The organism is Tenacibaculum halocynthiae, assembly GCF_964512825.1.
GTDB classification, from domain to species: Bacteria; Bacteroidota; Bacteroidia; order Flavobacteriales; family Flavobacteriaceae; genus Polaribacter; species Polaribacter halocynthiae.
Genome location: NZ_CAZELG010000017.1, coordinates 177,848 through 194,250 on the forward strand (window position 1 = coordinate 177,848; position 16,403 = coordinate 194,250).

15 protein-coding genes are annotated in these 16,403 nt (G+C 29.2%); 6 read left to right on the top strand and 9 right to left on the bottom strand.

The window, feature by feature from the left end; all coding sequences use genetic code 11:
• Nucleotides 1-36 precede the first annotated feature (36 nt).
• The 3 genes from ACKTTQ_RS06710 to ACKTTQ_RS06720 form a co-directional block, all read right to left on the bottom strand.
• Entirely contained in the window at nucleotides 37-921 is an 885-nt protein-coding gene (locus ACKTTQ_RS06710; protein WP_093869262.1) for a metallophosphoesterase, read from the bottom strand.
• A gap of 81 nt (nucleotides 922-1,002) precedes the next feature.
• A complete protein-coding gene (locus ACKTTQ_RS06715) occupies nucleotides 1,003-2,958 on the bottom strand; it encodes a DUF5689 domain-containing protein (RefSeq protein ID WP_093869261.1) in 1,956 nt (651 codons plus the stop codon).
• A 4-nt stretch (nucleotides 2,959-2,962) separates the two neighbouring features.
• Nucleotides 2,963-5,746 (bottom strand): carboxypeptidase-like regulatory domain-containing protein, encoded by a 2,784-nt coding sequence (locus ACKTTQ_RS06720; RefSeq protein WP_408048732.1) that lies wholly within the window; start codon nucleotides 5,744-5,746, stop codon nucleotides 2,963-2,965.
• A gap of 126 nt (nucleotides 5,747-5,872) precedes the next feature.
• On the opposite strand from ACKTTQ_RS06720, the gene ACKTTQ_RS06725 reads away from it, so the two are divergent.
• Nucleotides 5,873-6,925 (top strand): endonuclease/exonuclease/phosphatase family protein, encoded by a 1,053-nt coding sequence (locus ACKTTQ_RS06725; RefSeq protein ID WP_408048733.1) that lies wholly within the window; start codon nucleotides 5,873-5,875, stop codon nucleotides 6,923-6,925.
• Nucleotides 6,926-6,945: 20 nt separating this feature from the next.
• Here the strand turns inward: ACKTTQ_RS06725 and ACKTTQ_RS06730 are convergent, their stop codons facing one another.
• Genes ACKTTQ_RS06730 through ACKTTQ_RS06740 form a run of 3 tightly spaced genes read right to left on the bottom strand, consistent with a single transcriptional unit; the run spans nucleotide 6,946 to nucleotide 9,459 of the window.
• Nucleotides 6,946-7,290, bottom strand: a complete 345-nt coding sequence (locus tag ACKTTQ_RS06730) for a hypothetical protein (protein WP_093869258.1) — start codon at nucleotides 7,288-7,290, stop codon at nucleotides 6,946-6,948.
• A gap of 52 nt (nucleotides 7,291-7,342) precedes the next feature.
• Nucleotides 7,343-9,028 (bottom strand): single-stranded-DNA-specific exonuclease RecJ, encoded by a 1,686-nt coding sequence (gene recJ / locus ACKTTQ_RS06735; protein ID WP_408048734.1) that lies wholly within the window; start codon nucleotides 9,026-9,028, stop codon nucleotides 7,343-7,345.
• A 5-nt stretch (nucleotides 9,029-9,033) separates the two neighbouring features.
• A complete protein-coding gene (locus tag ACKTTQ_RS06740; protein WP_408048735.1) occupies nucleotides 9,034-9,459 on the bottom strand; it encodes an OsmC family protein in 426 nt (141 codons plus the stop codon).
• A 103-nt stretch (nucleotides 9,460-9,562) separates the two neighbouring features.
• Between ACKTTQ_RS06740 and ACKTTQ_RS06745 the strand changes: the two genes are divergently transcribed.
• Complete coding sequence (locus ACKTTQ_RS06745) at nucleotides 9,563-10,153, top strand: carboxymuconolactone decarboxylase family protein (RefSeq protein ID WP_408048736.1); 591 nt, start codon at nucleotides 9,563-9,565, stop codon at nucleotides 10,151-10,153.
• A 217-nt stretch (nucleotides 10,154-10,370) separates the two neighbouring features.
• Nucleotides 10,371-11,369, top strand: a complete 999-nt coding sequence (locus tag ACKTTQ_RS06750) for a hypothetical protein (protein WP_408048737.1) — start codon at nucleotides 10,371-10,373, stop codon at nucleotides 11,367-11,369.
• Nucleotides 11,370-11,405: 36 nt separating this feature from the next.
• Here the strand turns inward: ACKTTQ_RS06750 and mscL are convergent, their stop codons facing one another.
• Genes mscL through ACKTTQ_RS06765 form a run of 3 tightly spaced genes read right to left on the bottom strand, consistent with a single transcriptional unit; the run spans nucleotide 11,406 to nucleotide 13,566 of the window.
• A complete protein-coding gene (mscL, locus tag ACKTTQ_RS06755) occupies nucleotides 11,406-11,807 on the bottom strand; it encodes a large-conductance mechanosensitive channel protein MscL (RefSeq protein WP_199488197.1) in 402 nt (133 codons plus the stop codon).
• 54 nt (nucleotides 11,808-11,861) lie between these two features.
• Nucleotides 11,862-12,965, bottom strand: coding sequence for an alanine racemase (gene alr, locus ACKTTQ_RS06760; RefSeq protein WP_093869251.1), 1,104 nt, complete (start codon nucleotides 12,963-12,965; stop codon nucleotides 11,862-11,864).
• The gene (locus ACKTTQ_RS06765) at nucleotides 12,958-13,566 is read right to left on the bottom strand and encodes a thymidine kinase (protein ID WP_408048738.1); all 609 of its coding nucleotides are present in this window, start codon (nucleotides 13,564-13,566) and stop codon (nucleotides 12,958-12,960) included. Before ACKTTQ_RS06765 ends, alr begins: the two co-directional genes overlap by 8 nt.
• 102 nt (nucleotides 13,567-13,668) lie before the next feature.
• Between ACKTTQ_RS06765 and ACKTTQ_RS06770 the strand changes: the two genes are divergently transcribed.
• The 3 genes from ACKTTQ_RS06770 to ACKTTQ_RS06780 all read left to right on the top strand — a co-directional run bounded on the left by ACKTTQ_RS06770 (nucleotide 13,669) and on the right by ACKTTQ_RS06780 (nucleotide 16,391).
• Nucleotides 13,669-14,661, top strand: coding sequence for a hypothetical protein (locus ACKTTQ_RS06770; RefSeq protein ID WP_408048739.1), 993 nt, complete (start codon nucleotides 13,669-13,671; stop codon nucleotides 14,659-14,661).
• 76 nt (nucleotides 14,662-14,737) lie between these two features.
• A complete protein-coding gene (locus ACKTTQ_RS06775) occupies nucleotides 14,738-15,346 on the top strand; it encodes a DUF4254 domain-containing protein (protein WP_408048740.1) in 609 nt (202 codons plus the stop codon).
• 7 nt (nucleotides 15,347-15,353) lie between these two features.
• Nucleotides 15,354-16,391 carry a glycosyltransferase family 9 protein gene (locus ACKTTQ_RS06780; protein ID WP_408048741.1) on the top strand — a complete coding sequence of 346 codons (1,038 nt, stop codon included), beginning with the start codon at nucleotides 15,354-15,356 and terminating at the stop codon, nucleotides 16,389-16,391.
• The last annotated feature ends 12 nt before the right edge of the window (nucleotides 16,392-16,403 follow it).

Consider the following 16,403-nt stretch of genomic DNA (forward strand, 5'->3'; position numbering starts at 1 on the left):
TAAATCTGTGTTAAATGATTTTTCTTTAAAAAGTTTTTACAAATGTTTACTTAACATTTCTGGACCTTCTAAAACAGTTTTATTTATTTGCATTATACCATCGTTATTAGTTTGAACATGCCATTTTATAAGAGTAATTAAGTTGTTTTCAATTTCTAAACCAGTAATACATCTAGGATGAACACAGCTACCATCGTTAAAGTGAGGCAATTCATTAATAGAAGGGAATCTTGGACGGTGGGTATGACCAGTAACAATCATTTGATTGTCATTTTTTTTAATCCATTTTTCTAACCTCTTTTCTACTTTTATAAGTTCTCTGTGATTTTGGGCTGGACTAGTAGGGTCTTTTACTCCAATGACTTGTAGAGGCCTCCATAAAAAACGGACTAAAAAACGACTTAATTTCCAAAAACTATAGTTAAACCAATCAGCTTGATGCCCATGAAGAAGAAATATAGATCGGTTATTTTCTGTTTCAAGCCTAATTGCTTCAGAGAATGAAGCTCCAATCATGAGTTCTTTTTCTTTATCATCAGTTGTATCATAGTAATAATGTAAATTCTTTACTATATTTTTAGGATTTCTGTATTCCATATCATGGTTCCCCCAGATAAAATGTAGTCTTTTATCTTCATGAAAACGCTTTAATAATAAGTAAACATCTTTATTAGCATTAAAAATAGCATCAAATTTATTTTCCCATAACTCATCTCCATCACCCAACTCAATGTAAGTAAAGTTTTCTTTTAAGTAATGAGATAATGCGTAATGATAAATTTTTCTGTTATGAGAAAAATCATCTGCAAAACTATTATCACCTCTATGACAATCAGAAAATAATATGTATTTAGATTGCTCAGATAATTTTAATTTCTTGGCATTTTTAAATGCCTTAGTTATTCTAGTATTAGAAAACATAAACTATTTTTTACATGATAAATATCTATAAAAAACTTCAAGTTTTAAAACTTAAGGTCGTGTAATATATAAAATGAATAGTTATCTCTTTCCTATCGATGTAAAGTCATCCTTATCCTTTACCTCCCATTCAGAATTTAAAGTGTTAGTTCCAGCGCTTGAATCCCAATTAGTATTTCCTTTTGTTATTGTTGTTTTTCTAATTAAAGTATGGTCTTTTGTACCTTTAGTAACTCCTGCAACACTCCAAGCAATGCCAGGATTATTATCTGGATCACCAATAAGGTCGATAATTTTAAATATACCCTTGTCGTTTCTTTTAGCTAAAGCAATAGCATCATTTCCATTATGATGAACAGGACTTTCATAGGGTAGCGATAAATCTGAATTATCAGTGATTTCAGAAGTAGATTTATTTGTTGAAATAACATAAACTTTACCAGTCATTAAATTTCCTGACAATTGAAGTTGCCTGGCAGTTTTCCATCCTCCACCATTAGAAGAACCCCAAATTTGGTAATTTGACAAATTGATGGTATTACCAGTACCATTGTATATTTCTATATATTTATTATTACTTGATCCTTCTACATATTCGGAAAAAAATAAATCGTTATCAGTACTACTCGTTCCACAATCATAGTTTTCAGTGAAATTTATATCAGTAACTTTTCTTAGGTGAATCCGAGGGCCATTGAAATTTGACATTATACCAATGATTTTCCCCTTTTTAGTACTTACATAATTAGTGGCAAATGTAGCTTCGGTGTTAACGTATGATGGTAAACTATTAATACAATTAGAAGTTAGAGTGTTTAATCCTACATATGTTTTTGTGATGTTTTTAAACTGGATTTTATGAATTTCTACAAGTTTACTTTCGTAATTACCAGTTAATGCCTGTTCAATAGTGATTTTTTCTGGTGTAGGGATTACTCCTTTTTTGATACTAATTATATTTGAAGATTTTAGGTTTAATTGCAACAAACCTTCATGCTTATTAAGCTTTAATCCTCCAACTGCAATCTCAATTTCATCTCCTAAATTTAAATCATAAGTAGTATTGAAGTTTAATGCTATACCAGCTGTTAAATCTTGAGCAAAAGCTTTTTTATTAGTGATGTTCTTATGAATAAAATCAGAAGTAATAACTACTTTTATTTTTGAGTTTTCAGAAATTCTTGTTTCGTTCCCTGTAAATAAGGATCTAATATCAATTAGATTTTTTTTTATAAGAGTACTATTGCAACCATACTCTTCAGTTAAATGAACATCTTTTGTATCTCTTATAGATAATGTATAATCGTTTTCAAGTTTGTTTAGAACAGCTGTAATTGAGCCATTTTTATTAGGAATTGATACTGTTTTAAAGTTTGCAAAACCACTAGTTTTCATAATAATAGTTTCAAAGGTTTCACAGTTATTAAAGTATCTGTTTTCGGTATCAGTACTAGTAGGGTTGCCATAGGTTTGGTCTTTTATTTCTGGTTGTAACTTGTTAATTTTTATAAGAGTGTTTATATGATTATCAGTTAGGTTATCAATAGTTACTATTGTAGGTGTTAGTTCTGCTATTTCCGATGATCTATCAATAAAATTAGAGTATTCATGTAGACCTATTCTATTTATGCTATTTCTACCTTTAATACCAATTTGAAAAGTAGTTAGGTGTTTTCCCAAAGTTAATCCATTGAGTTTAATGTAAACTTTTCTACCTAAGTTGTATTTTGTGTTTAGGTTGGTATCATCAATTCTAATTTCAACTCCAATCGTTGGGTTTTCGGGTTCATCTTGTATAATAATTTTTTTAAAGAAATTACCTTCTCTATCATTCGAAATTACATAGCCATATGTTGTAATATCGTTGTCAAACTTTATAGCAACTCCCTTAAATAATTTTGAAATTTCATTCAAAGATTTTAGGTTTGAATACTCTTTATCAACTCCTGTTATGGGGGTTGAAAAATCTTCATTCTGTTCACAGGAAAAGAAAATACTACTAAAAAGTAATATTGTTTGGGTTAATATCTTTTTCATTTTTTTAAAATCTATAATTTATATTTAAGAAATAAGTAGTTCCTCTACCGTACCAATATTTATTACCAAAGTTAGGAGTACTATTAACTTGATCATTTTTTACTAATTGGTAACTAGAAGTTCTACCTTGTTCGTATCCACCAGTTTTATATACTTGGTTTAGTATATTACTGATACTAGCAAAAAATCCAATGTATTTTTTTTTACTAATCCTCCATGTTTTTCCTCCTATAGCGTTCAGTGTGAAATAGGCATCTAATTTTTGTTGTTTAAGTAATTTTTCTGCTTCAGTGGGGTCAAATTGTGGAAAAAGTTTTCCATTGTCAAATGCAAAGGATTCGGTTCTTTTTATGTTTGAAATATTAATAAATGAATTATCCAAATAATTTCCAGTTACACTAATAAACCAATACTCTGGATCTCTATATTCAAACCCAAAGGAATATGCACTTTGTGGGCCTGACGGAATTCTATAGTTTTTGAGAGTAGTTTTTCCATAATTTTTAAACCCTCTCTTGTCAAATCCTGCCTGTTTAGAATCAGAACTTATTTCTGATGTTAGTACAATATTTGGATTGTTGTTATAGGTGTAATGTCCAATATTAGCTGCAGTTTTTAATTTAAAAGAAGAGGATAATTCAACGTCAATAGCTAATTCTGCTCCTAGATGTTTTTTATTGATTCCAGTTGTGATTTCTTGAATAAAAAGATTCGTGCTTCCAGCATAATAAAAGGCAATATTACTGTCGTCTTTTATGCCAGTGTAGTATCCTGATATTTTTGAGGTTATAAAAGGAACTCTTGCTGTATAATTTATATCCAAAGACATTGTCTTTTTATTATTTAAAGTGCTAATGTCAGATACAGTTAAGTTGTTAGATCTTAAATTGACAAAAGAGTTTTGAATGATAGGTGTCTTGGTAATGTATCCAGCGTTTAAGTTTAATAAATGGCGTCCAGTTATTTTATAAGTTATGCCTCCTTTGATTCCGTAGTTAAAGAACGATAGTTTTTTAGATTTTCCTAAAGAATTAGGGATGTTTGGGTCAGGTAAATTTCCAGGATAGATTCCGTTTTTGTATAATCCTTCTCTTTGATAAGTTGTATTGTTAAAGGAAGCTGCAATATGGTAATTACTCTTTTTATAATTGAGTTGTAGTTGAGCAAAACCATCAAAGGTCTCAGAGTTTAGCAGATAATTATATTTAAATCGATCACCTACTTTTGCAATTCTATTTGGAGTTAATAAATTGTTTTGATATTCATCCTTTGAAGGATCTCCAAACTTATTAATATCTAAATATCCTGTAGCTCCAAATAAATCTTTAATGTATGCAAAATTTTCAGATTTTAATTTCTTGTATTCTAGCTTTCCAGTTAAAATTATATTTTCTGTTAATTCAGTATTTAAAATTGTATTAAAAGTAAACTGTTTATTATCGTTTCGGTCTTCATATAAAGCAAACCTACCATTATCGCCACTCTTTTCATTTGCTACGTAAAGGTGTGTCCAGTTTAGTTGACCGTCATTTTGGAAGTTAGTGAGGGCTTTGTATGCATTTTTGTAATCTATCCAGATAGGATTGCTTAAAAACCAATTTGGTAATTTTCTATAATATGTAGGGTCTGGGTCATTACCTCCGTTAAAATCAATTCGACTATTACCAATTTCACCAAATTGATATGCAATTCCAGTATTTAAGGTTGAGCGATTAGTTAGAGTCCAATAGTGATTTAACATTATAATTGGTTCATTAATTCTTTTTATTCTAGAATTTCTGATTTTCCCATTTTGATACCCCCAGTATGGATTGTATTTTAAGCCTTTGATGTTGTATACTTGTTCTGTGTTTGCTGCTGATTTCCCTCTGCTATTTTGTGCATAAATAGCTGATAAATTCAAGCTATGTTTTTCGTTAATTAATTTTTCAATTGAAGTAAATACTGAATACGCATTGTAGGATGTTCCATTAATATATCCTTCGTTTGAATATCTTTTATTAGCAGAAACTGTAATAGCCCAGCCTTTTTTAGATAAAGGAATGGAGTAGGTAGCCATTATTCTATGTGAATAACTTCTATTTGAAGAGGCGTATGAAATACTTGTTCCTTTTTTATATTCTGAAGCTCTGGTGTTAATATTGGTAGAGCCAAGTACTCCTCCAAAGATGTAATTAGAAGGGGTAAGCCCTATGCTAAATTCTTGGTTGCGTAAAACATCATTTAACCCTCCCCAATTACTCCATTGTGGCCTTCCATTAAAAAGGTTATTCATTTCAAAACCATTAATTAAAACCTTGTTATTTTCAGACCCTAAACCACGTATTTTAAAAAATGAAGAAGACCATTCAAAAGCAGCAGTTCGTAAATAAGAATCTTTTGAAAATTGTAATAATCCTGAAATATTATCAACATAATTGGTATCATCATTTAATTCATCATCAGTAATTGTAATAGTACCAAAGTCTAAGCTTTCTGATATATCTTCATACATCATAATTATGCCTAGGTTTATTGTTTTACCTGATAGTTGAATAGGGAAATTTTGAGATTCATATCCTTTTAAATAAATTGTAAGGAAGTGTTTTCCATTGGCTATGTTGTGAATTTTAAAATTTCCGTTTATATCAGTAAGTGTATTTATACCTATTTGTTTTATACTAATAAAAACGTTTTGAAGTGGTTTTTCTGTGTCTCCATTAATAATAGTGCCATTTAAAATATTTTGTGCACCCATATTAATGCAAAGCAACATCACCATATATATGGTGGCTTTATTCTTTTTCATACAATTTTAACAATTTAATTAATTCTTTTCAGCAATAAAAAGTGAAGTGAAAGTACAAAAAAAATATTACTTGGGTTTGTAAGGTGTTGTTTTTGAATTGTTTTGCTAGATTTGTTGGAAAAAGAGATGAAAAAAAATGCTTTAGCTTTTGTGCTAATATTCACTTTAGTACATGGTTTTTCACAGAAAAGACATAGAGAGTTTAAAATACGAACAATAGGATTTTATAATTTAGAAAACCTGTTCGATACAATAAATGATGTAGAAAAAAATGATGAGGCTAGTCCTATTATGGAACTTAGAGGTAATCGTGAAAAAGTGTATTGGGATAAAATAGATAAGTTAGGAAAAGTTATTAGTCAAATAGGAAAAGAAAAAACAAATACAAGTCCTGTAATTCTAGGTGTTTCCGAGGTTGAAAACAGAAAAGTTTTAGAAGATTTAGTTAATGGGAAGTCGCTTAAAAAGAGGAAATATAGTATTATACATTTTGATTCACCAGATAAAAGAGGGATAGATGTGGCATTGTTATACCAACAACGTTTTTTTAAACCAATTCATTTTGAGGTTTTCAACCCTAATATATATGTAAATAATAGGAAGGTTTATACTAGAGATATTTTATTAGTTTCTGGTTATTTAGATGATGAATTAATTCATCTAATAGTTAATCATTGGCCTTCAAGAAGAGGAGGTGAAGCGAAAAGTAGTGTTAAGAGGGAAAAAGCAGCGTATAAAGTATCACAAATTATTAATAAAATTAAAGAAACTGAGAAAAACCCTAAAATTTTGATAATGGGAGATTTTAATGATGATCCTATAAATTCTAGTTTTAAGAATGTTTTAAAAACGAAGTCAAGAAAGTCAAATGTTTCTGAAGGGGAAATTTATAATCCTTTTGAAGAAATGTTTCGAAGAGGCTTTAGTACGCTAGGTTATAGAGATAATATTAATTTATTTGACCAAATTATGATAACATTTCCCTTATTAAATAAGGATAGTAATGATTATTCTTCATACAAAATGTTTAAATCAGCAATCTTTAATAAACGTTTTTTAACAGAGAAAAAAGGAAGGTATAAAGGGTATCCTTTTAGAAGTTTTTCTTATGGAAAATATACAGGAGGATATAGTGACCATTATCCTGTTTATCTATATTTAATTAAAGAAAACAAATAACCTGTTTTATTGAAGTTGTTTTAGTTTTTACAAAGATTTTTCAAATAATTATCCATTTGTATTTGAAATAAAGTCCCTCTTAATAAATCTTCAATTTCGGCAAGTTCTAATAATGATACAGCCATGCTTACTTTGTTTGATGGTGTTTGTAGTAAAAGAGATTTGCATCCACCTGCCATTTCGCAATTTTCGCAAGTACCTTGCATTTTTGCTTCACATAATTTATCTAAAAAAAACTCAATTTCTTTCGTAGTTAAATGAAAACCGGTATCTCTGAAAATTATTTGAGTAAGATTTGATTTTACATTCTTCCATCTAAAAGAGATACCTATTTTATTATCATATATTCTATAAATGCTTTCCATAATCAAATTTATATGAAGCAAATATATGTAATTTAGAACTATTCTAAATAAATTATTTTAAATCTTTTAAAACTAATTGAATTGAAGTATTACCATTCCAGGTATTTTCATCTAAATTATAGACGATATCGAAGTTATTTTTCACTTTTTCTATCTTGTTCCCAAGACCAAAACCAATAGCCCCATACGTTTTCTTGTCTGCTCCGTATATGATATTAAGTTTTAAATGACTTTTATCCGCTCCAACTTGTTTACCATAACCATTGTCTCTAACACTAGGTGATAAGAATACAGGTTTCATGTTTTGTGGTCCGAAAGGCCCCATTTGTTTTAAAATACGATAAAACTTCGTTGTAATTTCTGATAATTCCAATTCAGCATCAATACTAATTTCAGGAGTTAATAATTCTTTTTGTATCGTTCTAGAAACTACTTCTTCAAATTTATTTTTAAAATTCTCATATTGTTCAGGAAGTAAAGTTAATCCGGCAGCATACTTATGTCCCCCAAACTGTTCAATAAATTCTGAACATTCTTCCAAAGCATTGTATACGTCAAAACCTTTTACAGATCTTGCAGAGGCGGCTAGTTTATCTCCACTTTTTGTAAAAACCAAAGTTGGTCTATAATAAGTTTCAATTAGCCTTGAAGCAACAATACCTATAACACCTTTATGCCATGTTTCGTTATAAACAACTGATGTGAACTCATCTTGTTCGTTATTTTCTTCAATTTGTAAAAGAGCTTCTTGAGTTATTTTAGCATCTAATTCTTTTCTGTCAGCATTAAATTTTTCAATAGTAGAAGCTACTTCAATTGCAGAATCAAAATCAAATTGGGTTAATAAATCTACAGCAAAATTACCATGTTTCATTCTGCCAGCGGCATTAATTCTTGGCGCTATTGTAAAAACAACATCTGTTATGGTGAGTTCCTTTTTATTTGTTTGATGAATAATAGCTTTAATTCCATTTCTTGGACTCGTATTAATTACTTCTAATCCAAAATAAGTAAGTATTCTATTCTCACCAGTAATAGGAACTATGTCGGCGGCTATGGCAGTAGCTACCAAATCTAAATAAGGTGTAAAATCCTCAATAGTTTTATTATTTTCTTTTCCAAGTGCTTGTATTAACTTGAAACCAACTCCGCAACCGCATAGTTCTTTATAAGGATATTTACAGTCTTCTCTTTTTGGGTTAAGAATTGCAGTTGCCTTAGGAATTTCTTTTCCCGGTTTGTGATGGTCACAGATAATAAAATCAATTTCTTTTGTTGAAGCATAAGCTACTTTATCTATGGCTTTGATACCACAATCTAATGCAATAATTAAAGAAAACCCGTTATCGTGTGCAAAATCAATTCCTTGAAATGAAACACCATAGCCTTCTTTGTATCTATCCGGAATATAGGTTGCTACATTTTCATATTCTTCTTTTAAATATGATGACATAAGTGAAACTGCTGTTGTACCATCAACATCATAATCTCCATAAACCAAAATATTCTCGTTATTTTCAATAGCTTTCTTTATCCTTGCAACTGCTAAATCCATATCCTTCATTAGATATGGATTGTGTAAATTATCTAACGAAGGCCTAAAAAAACATTTAGCTTCATCAAAAGTAGTAACACCTCGTTGAACTAATAATTCAGATAAAACTTTATCAATACCTAGATCTAAGGATAGTTTATGGATAACTTCAATATTTGGTTTTGATTTTAAAGTCCAACGCATGTGTTTTATTTTTTATGAAAATGAATAGATGTTTTAATATCGGCAAATTTTCTAAACATTTCCATTACCCCGCAATATTTTTCAACAGATAAATTAACCGCTTTAGTAATTTTATCTTCATCTAAGTTAGTACCAGTAAAATGATAGTTTAATGTAACAGTATGGTAATATTTTGGGTGTTCCTCAGTAAGTTCTCCAGTAGCATCCATTTTAAAATCATCAACAATTATTCTCATCTTTTTTAATAAAGAAACCACATCTAAACCTGAACATCCAGCAAGTGAAGATAGCATCATTGCTTTAGGAGCTAAACCAGAATTGTTACCTCCGTTATCTTCAGATGTATCAATTAAAACCTTATGTCCACTAGGATTGTCGGTTTCAAACTGCATGTTTTCTTTCCAAATGGTGGTTACTGTGTGTTGTGCCATAATTTATCTATTTTTGTTACTTAAGTAAGTTTGTGATCAATTTTTTGATTTCTAAAACAAACTTACACCAAAAAAAGATTAATAAAAATTAAAACAATCAACAATGCCATTAGTAACACCTTTATCTGCAAATCATGATGCAGACACAAAAGAACTAGCTGAATTTTTTAATGAAACCTTAGGTTTTTGTCCTAATTCAGTTTTAACAATGCAACATAGACCAGCTATTTCAAAAGCTTTTATTAATTTAAATAAAGCAGTAATGGCTAATGAGGGAAGAGTTACATCAGCACTTAAAAGAATGATAGCTTGGGTTTCAAGTAATGCAACTGGTTGTAGATATTGTCAAGCACATGCAATAAGAGCCGCTGAGCGTTATGGAGCTGAACAAGAGCAATTAGATAATATTTGGGAATACAAAACGCACCCAGCTTTTAACGAAGGAGAAAGAGCAGCTTTAGATTTTTCATTAGCTGCGAGTTTAGTTCCTAACATGGTTGATGAGAAAATAAAAGAGAATTTGTACAAATATTGGAATGAAGGAGAGATTGTAGAAATGCTAGGAGTAATCTCTTTATTTGGATATTTAAATAGATGGAATGACTCTATGGGAACAAGTATTGAAGATGGAGCTATTGAAAGTGGAGAACAGTATTTAGGTAAGCATGGCTGGAATAAAGGCAAGCATTTATAATTTTTTTTATATATTGTAATAAATAAAAGTCTTCCCTATGAAAAATAGAGAAGACTTTGTTTTAATGTAGAAAATAGATGTCCCCCCACGGTTCATCTAACTTATAGTCCCAAAACAAAGAAAGTAAGTTTTAAGGAAAGTATAGTTGTGAAAAATACAAAATGTCATTTTGTTTTTTGCACTTTTTGAGTTGAATGTGTCTTATTTGGTGAACATTATGAGTATAGAAAAAAACAAACTTTTTAGTATTATAAAAAAGAAATTACCTCAAAAAGTATTATTTACTGAGGAAATTGCTGATGTTTTAGATATGAGTTATGATGCTTCTTATAGAAGAATTAAAGGAAAAACATCGTTAACACTTGAAGAGGCTGTTGTACTTGCAAAACACTATAAGATATCTTTAAATGAACTATATAATTTACAATCTGATAATTCTTTGTTTATAGATAAAAAGAGTTATGATAATACTTTTGAAAGTTTAATTAAATTTTATAAAGAGTATTCTTGTTACACCCAGTCTTTCACTAAAAATCATGATACTACTATAATTTATTCTGCGAAAGATATTCCTTTATATCATTTTAAAACTAATAATTTATATTGGAAATTTAGAATTTATGTTCATTTGAACTTTTTATATAGCGATGCTAATAATAAAACAGAGTTTAAAAATTTTAAGCCAAGTTCTTTAATTATCGAAGAAGTTAATAAGTTTAGAAGCAATTTTGAAAAAGCGAACATAACAGATATATGGGAAGACACAACAATTAATAGTTCTTTGTATCAAATATTTTATTTTTTTAAAATAAAACTGATAGAAAAAGATGAGGCGTTGCTTTTGTGTGATGAAATAACTCTTATGATAAAAGGAATAGAGAAAGCCGCCGCACAAGGTTTTTTAAATTCCAATAAAGAAAAAAAGTTTAATTTATATTATAGCAAACTTTTGAATTTAAATCATACTATTTTTTTTAAAACAGAAGGCAGAAAGAGTGTCTTGGTACCCTATAGTTCACTTTCACATATGAAAATTGAAAATGAAAGTATTTGTAATGAGATTGATATTCATTTAAAAAAGCAAATGCAGTTTGCAAAGAAAATTTCAGGTGATTCAGAAGAGGTTGATAGGAGAGTTTTTGTGACAACGATGTATGAAAAAATAGAACAGCTAAAAGCTGAAATAGAATCAAGAATGTTGATGTCTTTTATGTAAAAAAATCCCTTGAGAAACTCTCAAGGGATTTTTTAATTATTTTTTTAGTAAATCTCTAATCTCTACTAATAATTCTTCTTGGGTAGGTCCTTTAGGAGCTTCTGGTGCAGGCTCTTCTTTTTTCTTCATTGCATTGATAGCTTTTACTACCATAAACATTACAAAGGCCACAATAATAAAGTCAATTACATGGGTTAGAAACTCACCATACATAATGGCAGTTTCACCTGTAACTTTACCTGTAGCATCGGCAACTCCTTCTTTAAGAACATATTTTAAGTCTTTAAAATCTGCGTTAAAAATTAAACCGATTAAAGGAGATACTATACCTCCTGTAAAAGAAGTTACTACTTGTTTAAAAGCAGCACCCATAACAAAACCTACTGCAATATCGACTAAATTGCCTTTCATTGCAAAGTCCTTGAACTCTTTGATCATTCCCATTGTTTTTTGATTTTAATAGTTAAATTGACCTCTAAAATAGAATAAAAATTACTTTTTAACTAATCTTTTAACCCTTTGAGATATAGCAGTTAATATTTCATAAGGTATAGTTTCACATTTGTGAGCCATGTAATCTATGTGTTGTTGATGGTTAAATAGAATTACTTCATCACCTTCTTTACAGTCAATTTTAGTAACATCAACCATAATCATATCCATAGAAACATTCCCAATCATCGGTGCGGGCTGATTATTAATAATTACAAACCCGTTTTTATTACCAAGTTTTCTAGATATACCATCAGCATGCCCTATAGGGATTGTTGCGCTTCTTGTAGGTTGATTTGCCACAAACGCTCTATTATATCCTACAGTTTCCCCAGGTTGAATTATGTGTATTTGAGATATAATGGATTTTAATGTGTGTGTGTTTTTTAATTGTTTTGTTTCTTCTGGATTATTTCCAAAACCATATAAACCAATTCCTAAGCGTACCATGTCGAATTGAGCTTTAGGGTAATTGATAATCCCAGAGGTATTTAAAATATGAATCATAGGTTCATACCCTAAATGATCATAAAGTTGCTTTACGATGTATGCAAAATTATTTATTTGTCCTACAGTAAACTCTTGCTCATTTATGTCTTCACTTGCAGCTAAATGAGAAAAAAATGATTGAATTTTAATATTGTTAGATTTTTTTAACTCACTAATTATAGTAGGTACATCTGTATGCCAAAACCCTAATCTGTTCAATCCAGTATTAAACTTAATGTGTACCGGATAATTCATAAGAGGCTTCTTGTCAGCTAAACTTAGAAAAGCATCGAAAATTTTAAAATTATAAAGACTTGGTTCTAGGTTATATTTAACTACTAACTCTAAGTTTTGTATTTGAGGATGTAATACTAAAATAGGTTTTTTAATTCCGCTTTCTCTTAAAGTTATTCCTTCATTTGTGTATGCTACAGCAAAATAATCTACCTTATCTTCTACAATTTTTGCAATTTCAACAGATTCACTTCCGTAACCAAATGCTTTAACAACTACTAAGACTTTTGTTTCTGGCTTAAGTTTTTGTTTAAAATAAGTTAGGTTATGCAAAACTGCATTTGCATCTATTTCTAAAATGGTTACATGAGTATTATTCATCTGTAATTTCTTTTTCTATATTAGAGTTTTGTATAGCTCTATAATATGCAGCTCTACTTAAAGGTTCATATTCTTGGGTTTCACCAAGTAAAACTAAATCTTCATTTTGAGTTTTTCTATAGCTATAATGGGCTAAGTTACCAGTACGCGTACAAACAGCATGCACCTTTGTAACATACTCTGCAGTTGCCATAAGTGCTGGCATCGGGCCAAAAGGATTTCCTTTAAAATCCATATCTAATCCTGCAACAATAACTCTAACACCTCTATTAGCTAAATCATTGCATACGGCTACTATTTCATCATCAAAAAACTGAGCTTCATCTATACCAACTACATCAACATTATTTGCTAAAAGTCGTATGTTAGATGATGCCGGTACTGGTGTAGATCTAATTCTATTTTCATTGTGAGAAACAACTTCCTCATCATCATAACGTGTATCTACTGATGGTTTAAATATCTCTACACGTTGTTTGGCAAATTGGGCTCGTTTTAAACGTCTTATCAATTCTTCTGTTTTTCCTGAAAACATTGATCCGCAAATAACCTCGATCCACCCAAATTGTTCTGTATGATTTACTGTATTTTCAAGAAACATTTTGTAATTTTAAGCCCTGTTTATTAATATTTGTGTTACTTTCGAACAAAGGAACAAATTTATTAAAATTTAAGAGCAAAACTTAAAAACCCATAACAACTTATGCACAAAAAATTAGCATCAGATTTAACCAGTTTAGCACACAGCATTTTACAAATGAAAAATAAAGAAGATGTGTTACTGTTAAAGGAAAAAGCATACGAAGTTTATGAAAAACTTTCAGTTTTAGCATATGTAGATGAATATATTAATACAACTCCAAACGCAGAAGAAACAAAAGATGATTTATTAGCAAAAATTGAAGGGGTTGAGAATAAAAGAAAAGAATTAAGTAGTAATAAGAAAGCTAGTTTTATAGAGGAAGAAAAACTAGAAGTTGAAAATGAAATTTTAGCAGATAACCTGGAGTCTTCAAATGATAAGAAAGAAGATGCAGTTGTAAACTTAATAGATCAAGAAAAGAAGGTAGTTGCAGCTAATAATGAGGTTAAAACTCCAGAAATTATTGAGGATGTAACTCAAAACAAGGAAAATATTGTAAGTGTTGAAGTTAAAGAAGATCAATTAGTTCCTGATATTAAAGAGGCAGAAGAAAATAAAATAGAAGCTGTAAAGAATACAGAAGAAACAATTGTAAAAGCTGAAACTACAGAAAAAGAAGTTGTTGAAGAAATTATTGAACAACCTTTTGATGAGATAGAAAACCTATTGTTTAATGATATAGATACTACTAAAAAAGATGTTAAAGATGTTGGAGAACGAAAAACCCCAACTTTAGAGGAAGAATTACAAGATACATTACCTGTAGATGTAATGGCTAATTTATTTGAAAAAGTAGATCCCAAAAAATCGTTGAATGATCATTTACAAAATACGATTCAAATAGGATTGAATGATAGAATTGCTTTTGTTAAACATCTTTTTGAAGGGAATCAAAATGATTTTAATAGAGTTATTTCTCAATTAAATACTTGTAAAACAGAAAAAGAAGCTAAGAAGTTTATAAATAAATTAGTGAAGCCTGACTATAATTGGTCTGATAAAGAAGAATATGAAACCAGGTTATTAGAAATTATTGAAAGACGTTTTGCTTAAAAGAAACAAGGCTTTTAATATAGTTTCTATTTATAATTATATAGTACCTTTGATCTTTTAAAAAGTTACAATAAATATGTTTACAGCTAAAGCAAATAAAATTTTTCAAGAAGTAATAAATGATTATCATATTAAAGATGATGTTTACCAAGATTTTGTAAATAAATATGATAAAGAAGAAGATTTAATTGCTCATTTACTTTATAGAAAATGTTGGATTGATACTGTTCAGTGGCATTATGAAGACATTATTAGAGATCCAAATATTAATCCTGTAGACGCTTTGGTGCTAAAAAGAAAAATTGATGCATCAAACCAGGATAGAACAGATATGGTTGAGTATATTGATGCTTATTTTTTAGAAGAATTTAAGAATGTTACATCTAAAAAAAATGCAACAATAAATACTGAAAGCCCTGCTTGGGGTATTGATAGATTGTCAATTTTAGCATTGAAAGTTTACCATATGAATGAGGAAGCTACAAGAGAGAATGCTTCTGAGAACCATCAAAAAAATTGTCAGAAAAAGTTAGATGTTTTATTAGAACAACGAGTTGATTTATCATTGGCTATCGATACTTTACTTAATGATATTAAAGAAGGAGACAAGTATATGAAAGTATACAAGCAAATGAAAATGTATAATGATAATGAGTTAAACCCTGTTTTACGTTCGCAAAAGTAAAATTTATTTGAGTTTAAAAAATAAGCATATTTTAATTATACGTCTCTCTGCTATGGGAGATGTTGCTATGACTGTACCAGTTATACGAAATTTGATTAAACAGAATAAAGGAGTAAAAATAACGATTCTAACTCGTGCTTTTTTTACTCCTTTTTTTACAGAGTTTGATAATGTAACCGTTTATACTCCTGAATTAAAAGGGAAGCATAAAGGTATTATAGGCTTGTTTAAGCTTTTTAAAGAGTTAATAAAATTAAATATTGATGTAGTTGCCGATTTACATAATGTGATTAGATCAAATATTTTAGTTTCTTTTTTTAGGTTAAGAGGTATAAAATGTGTGCAATTAAAAAAAGGGAGAAAAGATAAAAAAAAGCTAACAGAGTTAAATGAAAACAAAATTTTGTTCTCATTAAAAACAATGCATGAAAGGTATGCAGATGTTTTTAAAAGGTTAGGTTTTTCAATGAATTTGAGTAGTATTTACAATCTAGTTAAAAAAGAAATTCCTTATCATTTTCAAAAAGAATTTAATGATTCAAAACTTATAGGGATTGCTCCTTTTGCAGCTTATAAAGGAAAAGCATTTCCGATTAAAAAGATTAAATCGTTAGTTAAAGAACTTAGTGATAAAAATTATTGTAAAGTTTTGTTATTTGGCGGAGGCGATGTTGAAAAAAAACTTTTAGAAGATCTTGCTAAAGATTATACGAATGTTTTTTCAATGGTGAAAAAAGGAACTTTTGAAGAAGAATTAAATATTATATCAAATTTAGATGTAATGATTTCCATGGATTCTGGGAATGGGCATATTGCTGCTATGTATAATGTACCTGTAATTACAATTTGGGGAGTTACCCATCCTTGTTTAGGGTTTACACCATTTAATCAATCTATAGAGAATCAAATACTTCCTGATTTGAAAGAATATCCTTTAATACCTACTTCAGCTTATGGGAAAGAGTATCCTAAAGAATATTTAAATTGTTTTGAAACAATTTTAATTTCAGATATTATAAAGGTTGTGAATACTTACACTAAATAAAAACATAAAACC

Bases quoted from the DNA above. Each gene is read 5' to 3' on its own strand.
- ACKTTQ_RS06765 (WP_408048738.1), bottom strand. From the start codon at position 13,566: ATGTTTCTTGAAAATACAGTAAATCATACAGAACAATTTGGGTGGATC.
- ACKTTQ_RS06745 (WP_408048736.1), top strand. From the start codon at position 9,563: ATGCCATTAGTAACACCTTTATCTGCAAATCATGATGCAGACACAAAA.
- mscL (WP_199488197.1), bottom strand. From the start codon at position 11,807: ATGATCAAAGAGTTCAAGGACTTTGCAATGAAAGGCAATTTAGTCGAT.
- ACKTTQ_RS06710 (WP_093869262.1), bottom strand. From the start codon at position 921: ATGTTTTCTAATACTAGAATAACTAAGGCATTTAAAAATGCCAAGAAA.
- ACKTTQ_RS06725 (WP_408048733.1), top strand. From the start codon at position 5,873: ATGAAAAAAAATGCTTTAGCTTTTGTGCTAATATTCACTTTAGTACAT.
- ACKTTQ_RS06740 (WP_408048735.1), bottom strand. From the start codon at position 9,459: ATGGCACAACACACAGTAACCACCATTTGGAAAGAAAACATGCAGTTT.
- ACKTTQ_RS06775 (WP_408048740.1), top strand. From the start codon at position 14,738: ATGTTTACAGCTAAAGCAAATAAAATTTTTCAAGAAGTAATAAATGAT.
- alr (WP_093869251.1), bottom strand. From the start codon at position 12,965: ATGAATAATACTCATGTAACCATTTTAGAAATAGATGCAAATGCAGTT.
- ACKTTQ_RS06770 (WP_408048739.1), top strand. From the start codon at position 13,669: ATGCACAAAAAATTAGCATCAGATTTAACCAGTTTAGCACACAGCATT.
- ACKTTQ_RS06720 (WP_408048732.1), bottom strand. From the start codon at position 5,746: ATGAAAAAGAATAAAGCCACCATATATATGGTGATGTTGCTTTGCATT.
- ACKTTQ_RS06750 (WP_408048737.1), top strand. From the start codon at position 10,371: ATGAGTATAGAAAAAAACAAACTTTTTAGTATTATAAAAAAGAAATTA.
- ACKTTQ_RS06730 (WP_093869258.1), bottom strand. From the start codon at position 7,290: ATGGAAAGCATTTATAGAATATATGATAATAAAATAGGTATCTCTTTT.
- ACKTTQ_RS06715 (WP_093869261.1), bottom strand. From the start codon at position 2,958: ATGAAAAAGATATTAACCCAAACAATATTACTTTTTAGTAGTATTTTC.
- recJ (WP_408048734.1), bottom strand. From the start codon at position 9,028: ATGCGTTGGACTTTAAAATCAAAACCAAATATTGAAGTTATCCATAAA.